General features: G+C 70.8%; 14 protein-coding genes. 8 read left to right on the top strand and 6 right to left on the bottom strand.

Going from position 1 to position 16,648, the window contains the following annotated elements; all coding sequences use genetic code 11:
- The first annotated feature begins 119 nt into the window (after positions 1–119).
- The 7 genes from BFF76_RS25835 (at position 120) to BFF76_RS25805 (ending at position 8,795) form a co-directional block, all read left to right on the top strand.
- Positions 120–1,502 (top strand): glycine--tRNA ligase, encoded by a 1,383-nt coding sequence (locus BFF76_RS25835; protein ID WP_031091795.1) that lies wholly within the window; start codon positions 120–122, stop codon positions 1,500–1,502.
- A gap of 94 nt (positions 1,503–1,596) precedes the next feature.
- The gene (locus BFF76_RS25830) at positions 1,597–1,800 is read left to right on the top strand and encodes a hypothetical protein (RefSeq protein ID WP_031091794.1); all 204 of its coding nucleotides are present in this window, start codon (positions 1,597–1,599) and stop codon (positions 1,798–1,800) included.
- A 194-nt stretch (positions 1,801–1,994) separates the two neighbouring features.
- Positions 1,995–2,198, top strand: coding sequence for a DUF6243 family protein (locus tag BFF76_RS25825; RefSeq protein WP_031091793.1), 204 nt, complete (start codon positions 1,995–1,997; stop codon positions 2,196–2,198).
- Between the two features lie 125 nt (positions 2,199–2,323).
- Positions 2,324–3,472 carry a tRNA dihydrouridine synthase DusB gene (dusB, locus tag BFF76_RS25820; RefSeq protein WP_031091792.1) on the top strand — a complete coding sequence of 383 codons (1,149 nt, stop codon included), beginning with the start codon at positions 2,324–2,326 and terminating at the stop codon, positions 3,470–3,472.
- 573 nt (positions 3,473–4,045) lie between these two features.
- Positions 4,046–6,757 (top strand): pyruvate, phosphate dikinase, encoded by a 2,712-nt coding sequence (gene ppdK, locus BFF76_RS25815; protein WP_053928558.1) that lies wholly within the window; start codon positions 4,046–4,048, stop codon positions 6,755–6,757.
- A 479-nt stretch (positions 6,758–7,236) separates the two neighbouring features.
- A complete protein-coding gene (locus BFF76_RS25810; protein WP_031091789.1) occupies positions 7,237–8,250 on the top strand; it encodes an ArsR/SmtB family transcription factor in 1,014 nt (337 codons plus the stop codon).
- 128 nt (positions 8,251–8,378) lie between these two features.
- Positions 8,379–8,795, top strand: a complete 417-nt coding sequence (locus tag BFF76_RS25805; protein ID WP_031091788.1) for a VOC family protein — start codon at positions 8,379–8,381, stop codon at positions 8,793–8,795.
- A gap of 54 nt (positions 8,796–8,849) precedes the next feature.
- Here BFF76_RS25805 and BFF76_RS25800 read toward each other — a convergent pair whose 3' ends face one another.
- The 4 genes from BFF76_RS25800 to BFF76_RS25785 all read right to left on the bottom strand — a co-directional run bounded on the left by BFF76_RS25800 (position 8,850) and on the right by BFF76_RS25785 (position 14,321).
- The gene (locus tag BFF76_RS25800; RefSeq protein ID WP_053928698.1) at positions 8,850–10,016 is read right to left on the bottom strand and encodes an alkaline phosphatase PhoX; all 1,167 of its coding nucleotides are present in this window, start codon (positions 10,014–10,016) and stop codon (positions 8,850–8,852) included.
- Positions 10,017–10,132: 116 nt separating this feature from the next.
- A complete protein-coding gene (gene nirD, locus BFF76_RS25795) occupies positions 10,133–10,492 on the bottom strand; it encodes a nitrite reductase small subunit NirD (RefSeq protein WP_031091786.1) in 360 nt (119 codons plus the stop codon).
- A complete protein-coding gene (nirB, locus tag BFF76_RS25790; protein ID WP_065849163.1) occupies positions 10,492–13,077 on the bottom strand; it encodes a nitrite reductase large subunit NirB in 2,586 nt (861 codons plus the stop codon). Before nirB ends, nirD begins: the two co-directional genes overlap by 1 nt.
- Entirely contained in the window at positions 13,077–14,321 is a 1,245-nt protein-coding gene (locus BFF76_RS25785; protein WP_031091784.1) for an NAD(P)/FAD-dependent oxidoreductase, read from the bottom strand. Before BFF76_RS25785 ends, nirB begins: the two co-directional genes overlap by 1 nt.
- A gap of 148 nt (positions 14,322–14,469) precedes the next feature.
- Here BFF76_RS25785 and BFF76_RS25780 point away from each other — a divergent pair, with 148 nt between their 5' ends.
- Positions 14,470–15,261, top strand: a complete 792-nt coding sequence (locus BFF76_RS25780) for a sulfite exporter TauE/SafE family protein (protein ID WP_031091783.1) — start codon at positions 14,470–14,472, stop codon at positions 15,259–15,261.
- Between the two features lie 241 nt (positions 15,262–15,502).
- Here the strand turns inward: BFF76_RS25780 and BFF76_RS25775 are convergent, their stop codons facing one another.
- Positions 15,503–16,135 carry a class F sortase gene (locus BFF76_RS25775; RefSeq protein ID WP_031091782.1) on the bottom strand — a complete coding sequence of 211 codons (633 nt, stop codon included), beginning with the start codon at positions 16,133–16,135 and terminating at the stop codon, positions 15,503–15,505.
- A gap of 23 nt (positions 16,136–16,158) precedes the next feature.
- Complete coding sequence (locus BFF76_RS33375; RefSeq protein WP_420877224.1) at positions 16,159–16,641, bottom strand: hypothetical protein; 483 nt, start codon at positions 16,639–16,641, stop codon at positions 16,159–16,161.
- Positions 16,642–16,648: the final 7 nt, after the last annotated feature.

The following is a 16,648-nucleotide window of genomic DNA, read 5'->3' as shown; positions in this document are numbered from 1 at the left end:
GCGATGCGCACCACCGATTTGATCCAAGGGGTGCGCCCGCCGGTAATCTGGGGCATTCGCCCGCCCGGCGCTTCGCGCCGCCCCTGTCCAGTTTCCGCCGTCGTAATGAAGAGAGCACCGTGGCCGCCGACAAGATCGACACCATCGTCAGCCTGAGCAAGCGCCGTGGCTTCGTCTACCCCTGCAGTGAGATCTACGGTGGCCAGAAGGCCGCCTGGGACTACGGGCCACTGGGCGTCGAGCTGAAGGAGAACCTCAAGCGTCAGTGGTGGCGCTACATGGTCACCTCGCGCGAGGACGTGGTCGGTATCGACTCGTCGGTCATCCTTGCCCCCGAGGTCTGGGTCGCCTCCGGTCACGTCGCCACGTTCTCGGACCCCCTCACCGAGTGCACCTCCTGTCACAAGCGCTACCGCGCCGACCACCTGGAGGAGGCGTACGAGGAGAAGCACGGCAAGCCGCCCGTGAACGGCCTCGCCGACCTCAACTGCCCCAACTGCGGCAACAAGGGCACCTTTACTGAGCCGAAGCAGTTCTCGGGCCTCCTCTCCACCCACCTCGGCCCGACCCAGGACTCCGGCTCCGTCGCCTACCTGCGTCCCGAGACCGCCCAGGGCATCTTCACCAACTTCGGCCAGGTGCTGCAGACCTCGCGCAAGAAGCCGCCGTTCGGCATCGCGCAGATGGGCAAGTCCTTCCGGAACGAGATCACTCCGGGCAACTTCATCTTCCGCACGCGCGAGTTCGAGCAGATGGAGATGGAGTTCTTCGTCAAGCCGGGCGAGGACGAGCAGTGGCAGGAGTACTGGATGGAGCAGCGCTGGAACTGGTACACCGGCCTGGGCATGCGCGAGGAGAACATGCGGTGGTTCGAGCACCCGCAGGAGAAGCTCTCCCACTACTCCAAGCGCACCGCTGACATCGAGTACCGCTTCCGCTTCGGCGGCAGCGAGTGGGGCGAGCTGGAGGGCGTCGCCAACCGCACGGACTACGACCTCAAGGCGCACTCCAAGGCCTCCGGCACCGAGCTCCACTACTTCGACCAGGAGAAGGGCGAGCGCTACACGCCGTACGTCATCGAGCCCGCGGCCGGTGTCGGCCGCTCGCTGCTGGCGTTCCTCCTCGACGCCTACAACGAGGACGAGGCCCCCAACGCCAAGGGCGTCATGGAGAAGCGCGCCGTGATGCGCCTCGACCCGCGTCTGGCGCCGGTCAAGGTCGCCGTCCTCCCGCTGTCCCGCAACCCGCAGCTCTCGCCGAAGGCCAAGGGCCTCGCCGCCGACCTGCGGCAGAACTGGAACATCGAGTTCGACGACGCGGGCGCCATCGGCCGCCGCTACCGCCGCCAGGACGAGATCGGTACGCCGTTCTGCGTCACCGTCGACTTCGACACCCTCGAGGACAACGCGGTGACCGTGCGCGAGCGCGACACGATGAAGCAGGAGCGTGTCTCCCTGGACCAGATCCAGGGCTACCTCGGCTCCCGTCTGCTGGGCTGCTGACCGCACCCGTATCCATAACGATGCCCCCGGTTCCGCCGCACGGAGCCGGGGGCCTCGTGCACACTGGGCCCACTCGTCCACAGGGGAGGCCGGCATGCCGTCCATGACCACGAGCAAGGTCAGCAGATGGGACCAGCACGGCCGTGAACACGTCGTCCACGTGCGGAAGTCGGGGACGCGGCGGCAGCTGGCCTGCGACACCTGCGGATGGCGCAAGGGGGTCCAGTTCCTGCCCTGGCTGAAGGCCGAGGAGCACCTGACCGAGGCCCATCAGGCGACGGTCGACCCGACCGCCTGAGCCCGCGCCGGGGCCTCCGGCCGAAAACCGGGTGAAGAGGCCCGCCCGGGCCGGGTACCTTTTCCGGCATGTCTTCGTTCTTCCAGATCTACGAGTGAGCGCGCGACGGGCCGACCGCCCGTCGCCCACCGAATCGATCCCCGAGGTCCCCGATCACCCCGGACCTCACTTCTCACCACGAATGGGAGAACCCCGTGGCCAAGAGCCGCAACAACCTCCTCGGTGTGGGCGGACAGCGCAAGAAGCTGTCCCGCGCCGAACAGCAGGGCGCGGGCCCCGCGCGCGACAACGACCGCAAGGCGGCCGAGGACAAGAAGCAGGAACTGGTGCGCAAGATGCGTGAGCGCGCCGCCGCCGCGGAGGCCGCACCGGCGCAGGACGCACCCGCCGAGAGCTGACCTCCTCGCACGACCCGTACGACCACGGGCCCGGACCACCTCCGTGATCCGGGCCCGTGCCCGTCCCTGCCGGGGCCCGGCCGGTCCGCGCCCGTGCCGCCGCCCGCGTACGGGACAATGGGGCCATGACCTCGCTCGCCCCCGCCCTCCCGCTGCTCCGGATCGGCCCGCACACCGTGCAGCCGCCGGTCGTGCTCGCCCCCATGGCAGGCATCACCAACGCTCCCTTCCGCACCCTGTGCCGTGAGTTCTCCGGCGGGAAGGGGCTGTTCGTCAGCGAGATGATCACCACACGGGCGCTGGTCGAGCGCAACGAGAAGACCATGCAGCTCATCCACTTCGACGCGAGCGAGACCCCGCGCTCCATCCAGCTCTACGGAGTGGACCCGGTCACCGTCGGCAAGGCGGTCCGGATGATCGTCGACGAGGACCTCGCCGACCACATCGACCTGAACTTCGGCTGCCCGGTCCCCAAGGTCACCCGCAAGGGCGGTGGCTCCGCGCTCCCGTACAAGCGGCCCCTGCTGCGCGCGATCCTCCGGGAGGCCGTGGGGCAGGCGGGCGGGCTCCCGGTCACGATCAAGATGCGCAAGGGCATCGACGACGACCACACCACCTACCTCGACGCGGGCCGCATCGCCGTCGAGGAGGGTGTCACGGCCGTCGCCCTGCACGGCAGGACCACCGCCCAGCACTACGGCGGCACGGCCGACTGGGATGCCATCGCGCGCCTCAAGGAGCACGTCCCCGAGATCCCCGTCCTCGGCAACGGCGACATCTGGAGCGCCGACGACGCCCTGCGGATGATGCGTGAGACGGGGTGCGACGGCGTGGTCGTCGGCCGCGGCTGCCTGGGGCGTCCCTGGCTCTTCGGTGACCTCGTCAGTGCCTTCGAGGGCACGGGGACGAGGCAGGCTCCCGTCCTGCGCCAGGTCGCGGACGTCATGCTGCGTCACGCGACGCTGCTGGGGGAGTGGATCGGTGACGAGAGCCGGGGCGTGATCGACTTCCGCAAGCACGTCGCCTGGTACCTCAAGGGCTTCGCGGTCGGCTCCGACATGCGCAGGAGGCTGGCGGTCACCTCGTCGCTGGAGGAGCTGGGCGGTCAGCTCCAGGAGCTCGACCTGGACCAGCCCTGGCCGGACGGCGCCGACGGCCCCCGGGGGCGCACGTCGGGCAACAACCGGGTGGCGCTGCCGGACGGCTGGCTCAAGGACCCGTACGACTGCGCGGGCGTGAGCGCCGACGCGGAGCTGGACACCTCGGGCGGCTGAGCACCCACCCCTTGCGGGGGCACCGAGTGCCCCCCGAGGGGCCCGCTCAGATGAGCGGGCTTTTTTCTCGCGTTCCGAGGTGAGTGTCCGTAATTCGACGGCACTCGTGTGCGCCCGCTCTCCTCCTGCAGGCCGTCGCTCACGCTCGGTAGTGGCGTTGCGACTTTTCGGTGACCGTTTGTCGGCGTACGAGCGTCCGGATGGTGACATCTGAGCGCTGCGGACGGCGTGATTCTCGCCACCTCTGAGGTGCGTTTGGCTCAGATGAGCGCTCATTCGGATGCTGTACTTCTCAAATGGCGGCACTGGGTGCCAGGTGAGTTTACTTTGATCGATCAAAGCATCCACTACCTCACGTAACCCTTAGGCCGGATTTCGCGCACCCTAGGTAATTAAGCCTTCGAGAAGTGAACGGATTCCCACTTCCGGAGGTGCGGGCGCGTTACTTTCGATCTGCTGGCGGACGGGTGGTTGAGACCTCGTGACGCGCACGTGGCCGTACCCAGACACCTTCGATCTGGGTATGTTCCTCGCCGTCAGGGCAGCCACCGCGTCCTCGAGGAGTCGAGACCCGTGTCGGAAAACAAAGATCCCCAGAAGTTCGTCTACGACTTCACCGAGGGCAACAAGGATCTGAAAGATCTTCTGGGTGGCAAGGGTGCCAACCTCGCCGAGATGACCAACCTCGGGCTGCCCGTCCCTCCGGGCTTCACCATCACCACCGAGGCGTGCAAGGTGTACCTCGACAGCGGTGACGAGCCGGCCGAGCTGCGCGGCGAGGTCAGTGCGCACCTCGAGGCGCTCGAGAAGCGGATGGGCAAGAACCTCGGCCAGGCCGACGACCCGCTGCTGGTCTCCGTCCGTTCCGGTGCGAAGTTCTCGATGCCCGGCATGATGGACACGGTCCTCAACATCGGCCTCTCCGACGCCTCGGTCGTGGGCCTCGCCGCCCAGGCCGGCGACGAGCGCTTCGCCTGGGACTCCTACCGCCGCCTCATCCAGATGTTCGGCAAGACCGTGCTCGGGGTCGACGGCGACCTCTTCGAGGAGGCGCTGGAGGCCGCGAAGGAGGCCAAGGGCGTCACGGTCGACGTGGACCTGGACGCGGCCGACCTGAAGAAGCTGGTCCAGCAGTTCAAGGAGATCGTCACCCGGGACGCCGGGCGGGACTTCCCGCAGGACCCGCGTGAGCAGATGGACCTGGCCATAAACGCGGTCTTCGACTCGTGGAACACCGACCGCGCCAAGCTCTACCGCCGCCAGGAGCGCATTCCCGGCGACCTCGGCACGGCCGTCAACGTCTGTTCGATGGTCTTCGGCAACCTCGGCCCCGACTCCGGCACGGGCGTCGCCTTCACCCGTGACCCGGCCAGCGGCCACCAGGGCGTCTACGGCGACTACCTCCAGAACGCGCAGGGCGAGGACGTCGTCGCGGGTATCCGCAACACGGTGGCGCTCGCCGAGCTGGAGTCGATCGACAAGGCGTCGTACGACCAGCTGATGAAGATCATGGAGACGCTGGAGACCCACTACAAGGATCTCTGCGACATCGAGTTCACCATCGAGCGCGGCCAGCTCTGGATGCTCCAGACCCGGGTCGGCAAGCGCACCGCCGGTGCCGCCTTCCGCATCGCCACCCAGCTGGTCGACCAGGGCCTCATCGACGAGGCCGAGGCGCTCCAGCGGGTCAACGGCGCCCAGCTCGCGCAGCTGATGTTCCCGCGCTTCGACCACGGTGCCGCAAGCGTGCTGCTGGGCCGCGGCATCGCCGCTTCGCCCGGTGCGGCCGTGGGCAAGGCCGTCTTCGACTCGTACACCGCCGTCAAGTGGTCGCGGTCGGGCGAGAAGGTCATCCTCATCCGGCGGGAGACCAACCCCGACGACCTCGACGGCATGATCGCCGCCGAGGGCATCCTGACCTCCCGCGGCGGCAAGACCTCGCACGCCGCCGTCGTCGCCCGCGGCATGGGCAAGACCTGTGTCTGCGGCGCCGAGGAGATCGAGGTCGACACCAAGCGCCGCCGCCTCACGGTCGGGGACACGGTCGTCGAGGAGGGCGACCTCGTCTCCGTCGACGGCTCCACCGGCAAGGTGTACCTCGGTGAGGTGCCCGTCGTGCCGTCCCCGGTCGTCGAGTACTTCGAGGGCCGTGTGCACGCGGGCGCCGACGACGCCGACGAGCTCGTCGCCGCCGTGCACCGGATCATGTCGTACGCGGACGGGGTGCGCCGCCTGCGAGTACGGGCGAACGCGGACAACGCCGAGGACGCCTCGCGGGCGCGTCGCTTCGGCGCCCAGGGGATCGGCCTGTGCCGCACCGAGCACATGTTCCTCGGTGAGCGCCGCGAGATGGTCGAGAAGCTGATCCTCGCGGACACCGACGACGAGCGCGACGCCGCGCTGGCCGCGCTCCTGCCGCTCCAGAAGGCCGACTTCATCGAGCTGTTCGAGTCGATGGACGGACTCCCCGTCACGGTGCGGCTGCTCGACCCGCCGCTGCACGAGTTCCTGCCCGACATCACCGAGCTCTCCGTGCGGGTCGCGCTCGCCGAGTCCCGCAAGGACGCCAACGAGAACGATCTGCGCCTCCTCCAGGCCGTGCACAAGCTGCACGAGCAGAACCCGATGCTCGGACTCCGCGGTGTCCGTCTCGGGCTGGTCATCCCCGGTCTGTTCGCGATGCAGGTCCGGGCGATCGCGGAGGCGGCGGCGCAGCGCAAGAACGCCAAGGGCGACCCGCGGGTCGAGATCATGATCCCGCTCGTCGGAACGGTCCAGGAGCTGGAGATCGTCCGCGAGGAGGCCGACCACGTCATCGCGGAGGTCGAGGCGGCCACGGGTACGGAGCTGAGGCTCAGCATCGGCACGATGATCGAGCTGCCCCGTGCCGCGCTGACCGCCGGGCAGATCGCCGAGGCCGCGGAGTTCTTCTCCTTCGGCACCAACGACCTCACCCAGACGGTGTGGGGCTTCTCCCGCGACGACGTGGAGGCCTCGTTCTTCACCGCGTACCTGGAGAAGGGCATCTTCGGGGTGTCGCCGTTCGAGACGATCGACAAGGACGGTGTCGGCGCCCTCGTGCGCAGCGCCGTGGAAGCCGGCCGGGCCACCCGCCCGGACCTCAAGCTCGGCATCTGCGGCGAGCACGGCGGTGACCCGGAGTCGGTGCACTTCTTCCACGAGGTGGGCCTGGACTACGTCTCCTGCTCGCCGTTCCGTATTCCGGTCGCCCGGCTGGAAGCGGGCAGGGCCGCCGCGGAATCGCGGGGCAGCGACAGCCGCTGAGAACGGCGGTCGGCGCCTGACACGACTCCGGATACCGCCGTCGGATCACACAGACCCTCACGGGTCCTTCGGCGGAGCCGGATTACCCGGAAGCGGCGGCACCCTGTGCGGGGGTGCCGCCGCTTCGTCAATTGAAAAGCCAACCATTCGAAGTAGTTGGCTTTTCACCGTTCGGTGCGCAAATCGAGGACGCGTGGACTGGGTGCGGCCCGGGGATCCCCACCCCCGGACCGCACCCCTTTACCCCTGCCGGGCACGGAGCCGCACCGTCGTTCACCGCCGCCGAACAGGCGAAGCCCCCCACGGCCTTCACCCGCTCTTCGGTGACTCCGGTAACGCACCCGACGTCGTACAGCTTTTCGGGTGGCGGGGATGAGGGCGAGACATTTCAACTGTGGCCGAAACCCCGTGGTGACCTCCTGTGACGCTGTGCATACGCTTCGGCGGGGGGAATTGCGGATGCAACAGGTGGGGGATCGGTGCTGCGTATCCATGTGTCCGGAGTGGACCTTTCGCGTGTGCGGATGGCCACGGGGCCGGACGCGATGTGGGAGACCGTTCTCAGTTTCCACCGGCTGAGGGACCGGCGGGGTTCCACGGTGTTCGGGAAATGGCGGCAGGAATCCCGTACCCGGTTGAATGGTGAAGCGCGTCTGCTCTCCGCGGTCGTTCCTCCCCGGGGCTATTTCCCCGACTTCCTGACCCCTTCGGGCGGAGGCGCCGAGCCACTCGGGCTCGATGCCGGAATGGAGGCGCTGCGCGACACACCCGCGGACCGCATCCGGGAGGAACTCGGACTGCTGACCGGAAACGGCGCCCCTGCGCGGCGGCCGTCCGGCGGGCACGTGCCGGGCGCCCTGCCCGAGGCACTCGCCGAGGGGCGCTCGGAGCCGCTGGGGCGGCTCATCTCCACCCTGCGCGGCTATCACCGTGCCGCGGTCGAGCCGTACTGGCCGCACATCCGGGCGAGCGTCGAGGCCGACCGGGCCGTCCGTGGCCGCGCCCTGCTGGACGGCGGGGCGGACGGACTCCTGGCCACGCTGCCGCCGATGATCCGCTGGCGCGCCCCGGTCCTGGAGGCGGACTACCCCGTGGACCGGGAGCTGCGTCTCGACGGGCGGGGTCTGCTGCTGCAGCCGTCGTTCTTCTGCCGGGGCACCCCGGTCGTCTACCGCGACCCGGGTCTGACGCCGGTCCTCGTCTACCCGGTCACCCACCCCGGCGCCCCGGCCGGAGCCGAGCCCGGTCCCTGGCTCGGCCGGCTCGTGGGGCACACCCGCTCGGCGGTCCTGCGGGCCATAGACAGCGGCTGCACGACGAGCGAGCTGGCCCGCAGGACCGGGGTGTCCCTGGCCTCGGCGAGCCAGCACGCCTGTGTCCTGCGCGAGGCCGGCCTGGTCCGCACGCTGCGCCACGGCAGCTCGGTCCTGCACACCCTCACGCCGCTGGGCGCCGAGCTGCTCAGGGGCGGAGCGCCGCTGGCGGTGTCATGACGTCCCGCGGCCGGAGAAGCGTCCGGCGGACAGCGATGAGTTTCGCCGCGCCCCGTCGTCTACCTCTCGTAAGCGCTCGTACGGAGCGCGGGAGCACCGCAGAGTGCCGGACGGAAGAGTGGAACATCATGCCTCAGCCTCAGATGATCTTCGTGAACCTGCCGGTCAAGGACCTGGAGACGACGAAGAACTTCTTCGCGAAGCTCGGCTTCGGCTTCAACCCGCAGTTCAGCGACGAGACGACGGCCTGCCTGGTCATCAGTGACACGATCTTCACGATGCTCATCAGCGAGCCGCGCTTCAAGGAGTTCACCAAGAAGGAGATCGCCGACGCCTCGAAGACGACCGAGGTCCTCGTCGCCCTGAGCGCGGACAGCCGCGAGAAGGTCGACGAGATGGCCGACGTGGCGCTGGCCAACGGCGGGTCGCCCGCCAACGACCCGATGGACGAGGGCTTCATGTACGCCCGTTCGTTCCAGGACCCGGACGGCCACATCTGGGAGGTCGTGTGGATGGACCCGGCCGCGGTCGAGGGACAGGCCTGACGGCGGAGGGAGGCAGCGGTCGCGTGGCCGGCGGCCGCTGCCTCCCGGGGTGTGTCAGGAGCGGAACGGTCCTGTGACCTCGTAGGTGATGCCGCCGGACGAGCTTCCGCTGGTCCCGCGCTGCGAGGAGAAGTAGAGCCGGCGGCCGTCGGGGGAGAAGGCGGGACCGGTGATCTCCGAACCGGACTGGCCGCTGATCCGCAGGAACGGGGCGACGGTGTCGTCGGGTGTGATCAGGCAGATCTCCATGTTGCCGCCGTCCTCCGCGACGTACAGGTCGCCGGAGGCGGCGCGGGTGACGTTGTCGACGCCGGTCAGCGGGGCGCCGCCGCCCGTGACGAGCGAGTCGTCGTAGGCGAGCGAGAGGGACGAGGCGTTCGCGTCGTACGCCCACACCCGGTTGTCGCCCTTGGTGGTGAACCAGCAGGTGCCCGCCGCGTAGAAGCAGCCCTCGCCGCCGTTGAACACCTTGGCGCCGGAGACCTGGTAGCGGGTCTGGGTGGGCGATCCGTCCGGGTCGGGAACCGTGGTCCAGGTCACCGGGCCGGAGGTGCCGCTGCCCGCGACCAGCACCTGGAGCGTGCCGGAGGCAAGATTGCCCCAGGTGGTGGGGCGGAAGCGGTAGAAGCGCCCGTCCGTCTCGTCCTCGGTCAGGTAGACGTAGCCGTGGTCGGGGTCCGCGGCCGCCGCCTCGTGCTTGAACCGGCCCATCGCGGGGCGCTGCACCGCGGCGTCCACCCCCCACGGGTCGGTCTCGTACACGAAGCCGCGGGTGACCTCCTCGCAGGAGAGCCAGGTGTTCCACGGGGTCCGGCCGCCCGCGCAGTTGGTGTTCGTGCCGGACAGGATCCGGTACGCCGACGTGACGGTCCCCGAGGAGTTGAAGCGCACCGCGCTCGCCCCGCCGCCGCTGCCCGCGGACACCTCGGCGTTGGAGACGTAGATCCAGCCGCTGCCGTCGGTGAAGGTGGCACCGCCGTCGGGCGCGCTGTGCCAGGTGTACGAGGTGCCGGGGACGGTCTGCCCCGAACGGGCGATGATCCTGCTGGTGAAACCGCTCGGCAGCAGAATGCCGTTGCCGTTGGCGGCCTGCAGCGCACCGTAGGGGCCTGCGGCCGGCTGGGCGGGGTCCGCGAAGGCGGCACCCCGCCACAGGGTGCCGCCGAAAGCGGCCGCCGAGGTGCCGATCACCGCTGTGCGCAAGAAGGTCCGACGTTCCACGATCACTCCACGGGTGACGTGCGGGCCCGCCGGTCCGGTCGGCCCGGCGGGTCGAACGTCAGGACAGTAGAGGCGCGCGGTGGCCGGATCTCCAACGTGTCATGAACGGGGCGAGTTCAGTCCGTGCGGACCGGGAAGACCGGCACGGTGACGTCGTCGTCGTCCAGGCACGCACCCGTCGCCAGGTCGAAGCGCTGCTTCAGCAGCGGCGACGCCACGAACGGCCGCCCCCCGGCCGAACCGACCAGGCCGCGGGAGAGGACGTAGGCACCGGTGAACGGGTCACGGTTGTCGATCGCGTACGCACGTCCCGCCCGGTCCACGAACAGCGCGACCTGCCGGCCGTCCGGGAGGAGCGCAGCCACTCCGCGCCCCGGGGTCAGCAGCGAACGGTCGCAGACCGTGAGCCAGCCGTCCCCGTCCGCGAGCTGGATCGTCCGGGTGTCCTGCGCCGTTTCCATCGTCTGGGTCGTCATCAGGAGGAAGTCCCTTCAAGAGTACGGATGGCGAGCACCGGACCCGCGAGGATGTCCAGGTCGGGCTTGACCTGGTCGCGCTCCGGGACGAACTTGACCGAGGGGTCGGGGGCGTCGGGGGCGTTGACGAAGGTGACGAAGCGCCGCAGCCGCTCCGGGTCGTTGATGGTCTCGGCCCACTCGTCGCGGTAGCCGGCGACGTGGTCGGCCATCAGCCGCTCCAGCTCGCCGCAGAGGCCCAGCGAGTCGTGGACGACGACGTCGCGCACGTGGTCCAGGCCGCCCTCGATCCGGTCCAGCCAGGTCGAGGTGCGCTCCAGGCGGTCCGCCGTGCGGATGTAGAACATCAGGAACCGGTCGATGAGACGGACCAGTTCGGCGTCGGAGAGGTCCTGGGCGAGCAGGTCGGCGTGGCGGGGAGTGGCGCCGCCGTTGCCGCCCACGTACAGGTTCCAGCCCTGCGCGGTCGCGATGATCCCGAAGTCCTTGCCACGGGCCTCCGCGCACTCGCGGGCGCAGCCGGAGACCGCCGACTTGAGCTTGTGCGGCGAGCGCAGGCCCCGGTAGCGCAGCTCCAGGTCGATCGCCATCTTCACGGAGTCCTGCACGCCGTAGCGGCACCAGGTCTGCCCCACGCAGGACTTGACCGTCCGCAGCGACTTTCCGTATGCGTGCCCGGACTCGAATCCCGCGTCCACGAGGCGGGTCCAGATCAGCGGGAGCTGGTCGACGCGGGCGCCGAACAGGTCGATCCGCTGGCCGCCGGTGATCTTCGTGTAGAGGCCGAAGTCCCGGGCCACCTCGCCGATCACGATCAGCTTCTCCGGGGTGATCTCGCCGCCGGGGATACGCGGCACGATGGAGTACGAGCCGTTGCGCTGGAGGTTGGCCAGGAAGTGGTCGTTGGTGTCCTGCAGGGAGGCCTGCTCGCCGTCCAGGACGTAGCCGCTCGCGCCGACGGTCGGAGCCAGCGACGCGATGACCGAGCCGACCGTGGGCTTGCAGACCTCGCAGCCGTCACCGCCCCGGGCGGCCTCGCGGCCGTGCGAGTCGAGGAGGTCGGCGTACCTCGTCACGCCGAGGGTGCGGACGATCTCGTACAGCTCGCTGCGGGTGTACGCGAAGCAGCCGCACAGCCCCTGGTCCTCGGGCTGGGGCAGCAGCTGGCCGATGACCTTGACGCAGCTTCCGCAGCCCGTGCCGGCCCTGGTGCACTTCTTCACCTCGGGCAGCGTGGTGTGTTCGCAGATCGCGCCCTTGGTGACGTTGTGGCAGGAGCAGATCACCGCCTCGTCGGGCAGCGAGGACGGGCCGAGGGTGACCGGGCCGCCCGCGCCTGCCGGCAGCACCAGCTGCTCCGGGGCGACGGGGAGCACCGATCCGGTCATCGGCCGCAGCGTGCCGTACTGCTCGGCGTCACCGACCAGTACACCGCCGAGCAGCGTGCCGTCCTGGCCGATCACCAGCTTCTTGTAGACGCCCGACCGGGAGTCCGCGTACACGACGTCGAGGCAGCCCTCGGCCGTGCCGTGCGCGTCGCCGAAGGAGGCGACGTCCACACCGAGCAGCTTCAGCTTCGTCGAGAGGTCCGCGCCGGTGAAGGACGCCGCGTTGCCGGCGATCACCTCGGCGACGGCTAGAGCCATCTCGTAACCGGGCGCCACCAGCCCGTAGACCCGGCCGTCCGAGGCCAGCGCGCACTCGCCGATCGCGAAGACGTCGCTGTCGGAGGTGCGGCACTCCTCGTCGACGATGATGCCGCCGCGGGGGCCGACCGCCAGCCCGCAGTCGCGCGCCAGCTGGTCCCGGGGGCGTACGCCGGCGGAGAAGACGACGAGGTCGGTCTCGAGCGAGGAGCCGTCCGACAGCGCCATGCCGTCGACCCGGCCGTCCTCGCCCGCGGTGACCTCCTGTGTGCCCACGCCCGTGTGGACGGAGAGGCCCATGTTCTCGATGGTGCGCAGCAGCGCTGCGCCGCCGCCGTCATCGACCTGGACCGGCATCAGCCGGGGGGCGAACTCCACGACGTGCGTCTCCAGCCCGAGGCCCTTGAGCGCGCCCGCGGCCTCCAGGCCGAGCAGCCCGCCGCCGACCACGGCGCCCGTCTTCGCGCCCTTCGCGTACTCCTCGATCGCGAGGAGGTCCTCGATGGTGCGGTAGACGAAGCAGCCCTCGGAGTCCTTGCCGGGAACGGGCGGGACGAAGGGGTACGAACCGGTGGCCAGCACGAGCGTGTCGTAGGAGAAGGTCTCCCCGGAGCGCGCGGTGACGGTGCGCTCCTCACGGTCGACGCTCTCCGCCGGGTCGCCGACGCGCAGTTCGACGCCGTGGCGCTCCATGAAGCCCGGCTCGACGAGGGAGAGGTCCTCCGGTGTCTTCCCGGAGAAGTACGAGGTCAGCTGCACCCGGTCGTACGCGGGGCGGGGCTCCTCACAGAGCACGACGACCCTGGCGGTACCCGCGGCGGCGGTCAGGCCGCGGTCGGCGAGCGCCTCCAGGAACCGCTGTCCGACCATGCCGTGTCCGACGACCACGATGGTCGGCACGCCTGCGGTGGGGGCGGTCGGGGGAGTGGACACCGGCATCAGAAGCCTCCGTCGTTGGTGAGCAGGTGGAGCAGGGACATGTCGGCGGGGAGGGGGTCGTCGTCCTGCCAGGTCCGGGCGAGGGTGCCGACCGCGGCGAGATCGCCGAACAGCACCCCGCCCGCCAGCCGGTCGCCCCGGACGACGACCGTGCGGTAGGCGCCCCGGGTGGCGTCGGCCAGCCGGACCACGTCGTCGCCGGGCATCGGGCGGGAGTCGCCGAAGGCGGCCAGGTCGAGTCCGCCGGCTCCGGAAGCACCGGCGACGACGGGGGCGGCCGAGGGGGAGCGCAGGGTGAGCCGGGTCAGCGCCCGGGTGCCCCCGTAGCGGGCGGGGCGGCCGGCCAGTACCTCGGCCAGCACGTCGGCCTGTTCGAGCGCGGCGCCCGCCAGTCCGTAGACCGTCCCGTCATGTTCGGCGCAGTCGCCGACGGCGTGGATGTACGGGTCCGAGGTGCGCAGCTCGTCGTCCACGACGACGCCCTTGCGGACCTCGAGACCGGCCGCCTGCGCCAGACCCGCCCTGGGGCGGACCCCGCAGGCCAGCACCGTGATCTCGGCCTCCAGCTCATAGCCGTCGGCGAGTTCGACGGCCCGCACCGCCGGTGCGTCCCCGTCGGTGCAGCGCAGCCCGCGCACCCGGCACTCGGTGTGCACCTCGACGCCCAGGGCCTCCAGATGGCCGCGCAGCATCCCGGCCGCCTCGGCGTCCAGCTGCCGCTCCATGAGGTGCTCGCCCTGCTGGGCCAGCACCACCTGGGCGCCGCACTCCGCCAGCGCGCGGGCGGCCGACACCCCGAGCAGCCCGCCGCCGATGACGACGGCGCGTACGCCGGGGCGCGCCGCGGCGCGCAGGGCCAGGCAGTCGTCGAGGGTGCGGAAGGGATGCACCCCGTCGGGCAGCATGTGGCCGAGCCCCCGCAGCGGCGGCAGTACCGGGTTGGAGCCGGTGGCCAGCACCAGGCGCTCGTAGCCGGTCACACTGCCGTCGTCGCAGACCACCTGACGCTCCGCCCGGTCGATCCGCACGACACGCACCCCGCGCCGCACACCGGCGGGCGGCAGCGCGATCACGTCCGGCTCGTACCGGCCGGCGAGCACCTCGGCCAGCAGCACCCTGTTGTACGGTGCGTGCGCCTCCTCGCCGATGACGGTGACACCGGGGACCCGGGCGGCGAGCCGTGCGCCCGCCATCCCGGCGCCGATCACCACCACCCGTGCCGCGTTCTCCGTCTCTGTCCTCATGCCATCGAGAGTGCGCGGCGGGTGTTACCCGACCGCATCCCTCCTGTTTCCCTGGAGGAACCTTGCGCTCAGCGCGTCACGGCGCCCTCTGTGAGGGCGGGCAGGGCCGGTTGGACGGTGTACCCGCCACGTGCCTAAGGTCGCGGGCATGCCTGAGATAACCCTCACCACCCTGGTCTTCCTCTGTCTGGCCGCCGCCGCGGCCGGCTGGATCGACGCGGTGGTGGGCGGCGGCGGGCTCCTCCTCCTGCCCGCCCTGCTCCTGGGCCTCCCCAACGTTCCGGCCGCGCACGTTCTCGGCACCAACAAGGCCGTCGCCATCGTCGGCACGACCGGTGCGGCCGTGACGTACGTACGCAAGGCGCCGGTACAGGTGGGGACCGCGGTGCGGATCGGGCTCATGGCGCTCGCGGGCTCCATGACGGGCGCCTTCTTCGCCGCGGGCATCAGCAGCGACGTGCTGCGCCCGGTGATCATGGTGGTGCTGCTCGCCGTCGCGGCCTTCGTGATGCTGAGGCCGTCCTTCGGCACGGCGGCGGCCGGGGACGGCGCGGGCAAGAAGGTCACCCGGGCCCGTACGGTCACCGCGATCGTGCTGGTCGGCGGCGGAATCGGTTTCTACGACGGGCTGTTCGGGCCCGGCACCGGCACTTTCCTGGTGCTGGCGCTGACGGCTGTGCTCCACCTCGACCTCGTCACCGCGTCAGCCACCGCCAAGATCGTGAACGTCTGCACCAACGCCGGCGCGCTGGCGATGTTCGCCTACCAGGGCACCGTCCTGTGGCAGCTGGCCGCGCTGATGGCCGTATTCAACCTGGCGGGCGGGATGTTCGGGGCGCGGATGGCTCTCAGGAAGGGCAGCGAGTTCGTCCGCGGGGTCCTGCTGGTCGTGGTGTTCTCGCTGGTCGCCAAGCTCGGCTTCGACCAGTGGACCGCCTGACCGGTGTCCGACGGTGGCGGCGCGGCTGACCGGTGTCCGACGGCGCCGGTGCGGCTGACCGGTGTCCGACGGCGCCGGTGCGGCTGACCGGTGTCCGACAGCGTCGGTGCGGCTGACCGGTGTCCGACAGCGCCGGTGCGGCTGACCGGCGTCCGACGGCGGCGGCAGGGCTGACCGGCGTCCTGGGGAGGCTGGAAGGCTGCCCGGCGCGTCACGGTTCGGCCGTCGGGTGGTCCGCTCCTCATCGCACCTCGGTGAGGTGGGCGTACGCCACCACGTTGCCCTGGTAGCCGGTCTCGCGGTTGAAACCGCCGCCGCAGGTGATCAGCCGGAGCGAGGCGTGCGGGGTGGCGCCGTAGACCCGCTTGTCCGGGAAGGCGTCGTTCTCGTACACCTCGACCGCGTCGACCGCGAAGACGGCGGTGCGGCCGTCGCCGCGGTCGATCTCGATCCCGGCTCCCTTCTTCAGGGACCCGAGGCCGTAGAACACGGACGGCCCCTCCGCGTTGTCGACATGACCGGCGACCACCGCGGTGCCCTTCGCGCCGGGCGGGGTGCCGTCCTCGAACCATCCCGCCAGATTGCGGTCCTCGGCGGGCGGTGCGTCGAGGCTGCCGTCCGCGCGCAGCCCGAGACCCGTGAGGGGTGCGTCCACGCCGATCCCCGGGATGCGGATCCTGACCGGTTCGGAGGCGCGCAGCGGTTCGGCGACCCGTGTGCCGGGCCGTGGCCCGGGGCCCGCGGTGAAGGCTTCGGCGGTGGACGGCTGGGGGGCGGCGGTCCGGACGGCCGCGCCGTTCTGGACCAGCCATATGCCGCACAGTGCGGCGATGCCCACCAGCCAGGCCCTGGCTTTCAGCGGCGTCCTGTCCACGTCTCGTCCTCCGCCGGCCGCTCTCAGCGGTGGACGCGGTACAGGGCGCCCGTGCTGCGGCGGCGACGCAGGAGCAGGACGCCGCTGACGGCTGCCGCCGCGACGAGACCGGCGCCCGCCGCGAGCTGGGCCGTGTCGGGGGCGGCGCTGCCGCCGACGCCCGTCCCGACGTGTCCGGAGGGCCGGCTGGGGCTGGGCGTGGCCGTGGGCCTGTGTCCCGGGTGCACGGGCGGCTTCGCGGACCCGGGGCCGGTCCCGGATCCGGGGTGTGTTCCCGGCTCGGTCCCGGGGTCCGTTTCCGTGTCGGCACCGGGCTGCCGAAGCGTTCCGGCCTCGTCACCGGTCCCCGCCTCGTCCTCCTCCGTCCCCGTCCCTGTCTCCGTCCCCGCGTCCGGCCAGGAAGGCCCCGAAGCCGCTGCCGGGTCCTCGCCCGCCTCCATGCCTTCCAAGGGGTCCGTACCGTCGACCGGCTCCAGGCCCTCGGCCTCCAGCCCCTCGGCCTCCAGCCCCTCG

The organism is Streptomyces mutomycini (genome assembly GCF_001700505.1).
GTDB lineage: Bacteria > Actinomycetota > Actinomycetes > Streptomycetales > Streptomycetaceae > Streptomyces > Streptomyces mutomycini.
The sequence above is the reverse complement of the archived record's forward strand: the minus strand, read 5'-3'. Positions and strand labels throughout refer to the sequence as shown.

Coding starts and splice junctions, on each gene's coding strand:
- BFF76_RS25830 (WP_031091794.1), top strand. CDS start 1,597: ATGCCGTCCATGACCACGAGCAAGGTCAGCAGATGGGACCAGCACGGC.
- dusB (WP_031091792.1), top strand. CDS start 2,324: ATGACCTCGCTCGCCCCCGCCCTCCCGCTGCTCCGGATCGGCCCGCAC.
- BFF76_RS25805 (WP_031091788.1), top strand. CDS start 8,379: ATGCCTCAGCCTCAGATGATCTTCGTGAACCTGCCGGTCAAGGACCTG.
- nirD (WP_031091786.1), bottom strand. CDS start 10,492: ATGACGACCCAGACGATGGAAACGGCGCAGGACACCCGGACGATCCAG.
- nirB (WP_065849163.1), bottom strand. CDS start 13,077: ATGCCGGTGTCCACTCCCCCGACCGCCCCCACCGCAGGCGTGCCGACC.
- BFF76_RS25785 (WP_031091784.1), bottom strand. CDS start 14,321: ATGAGGACAGAGACGGAGAACGCGGCACGGGTGGTGGTGATCGGCGCC.
- BFF76_RS25780 (WP_031091783.1), top strand. CDS start 14,470: ATGCCTGAGATAACCCTCACCACCCTGGTCTTCCTCTGTCTGGCCGCC.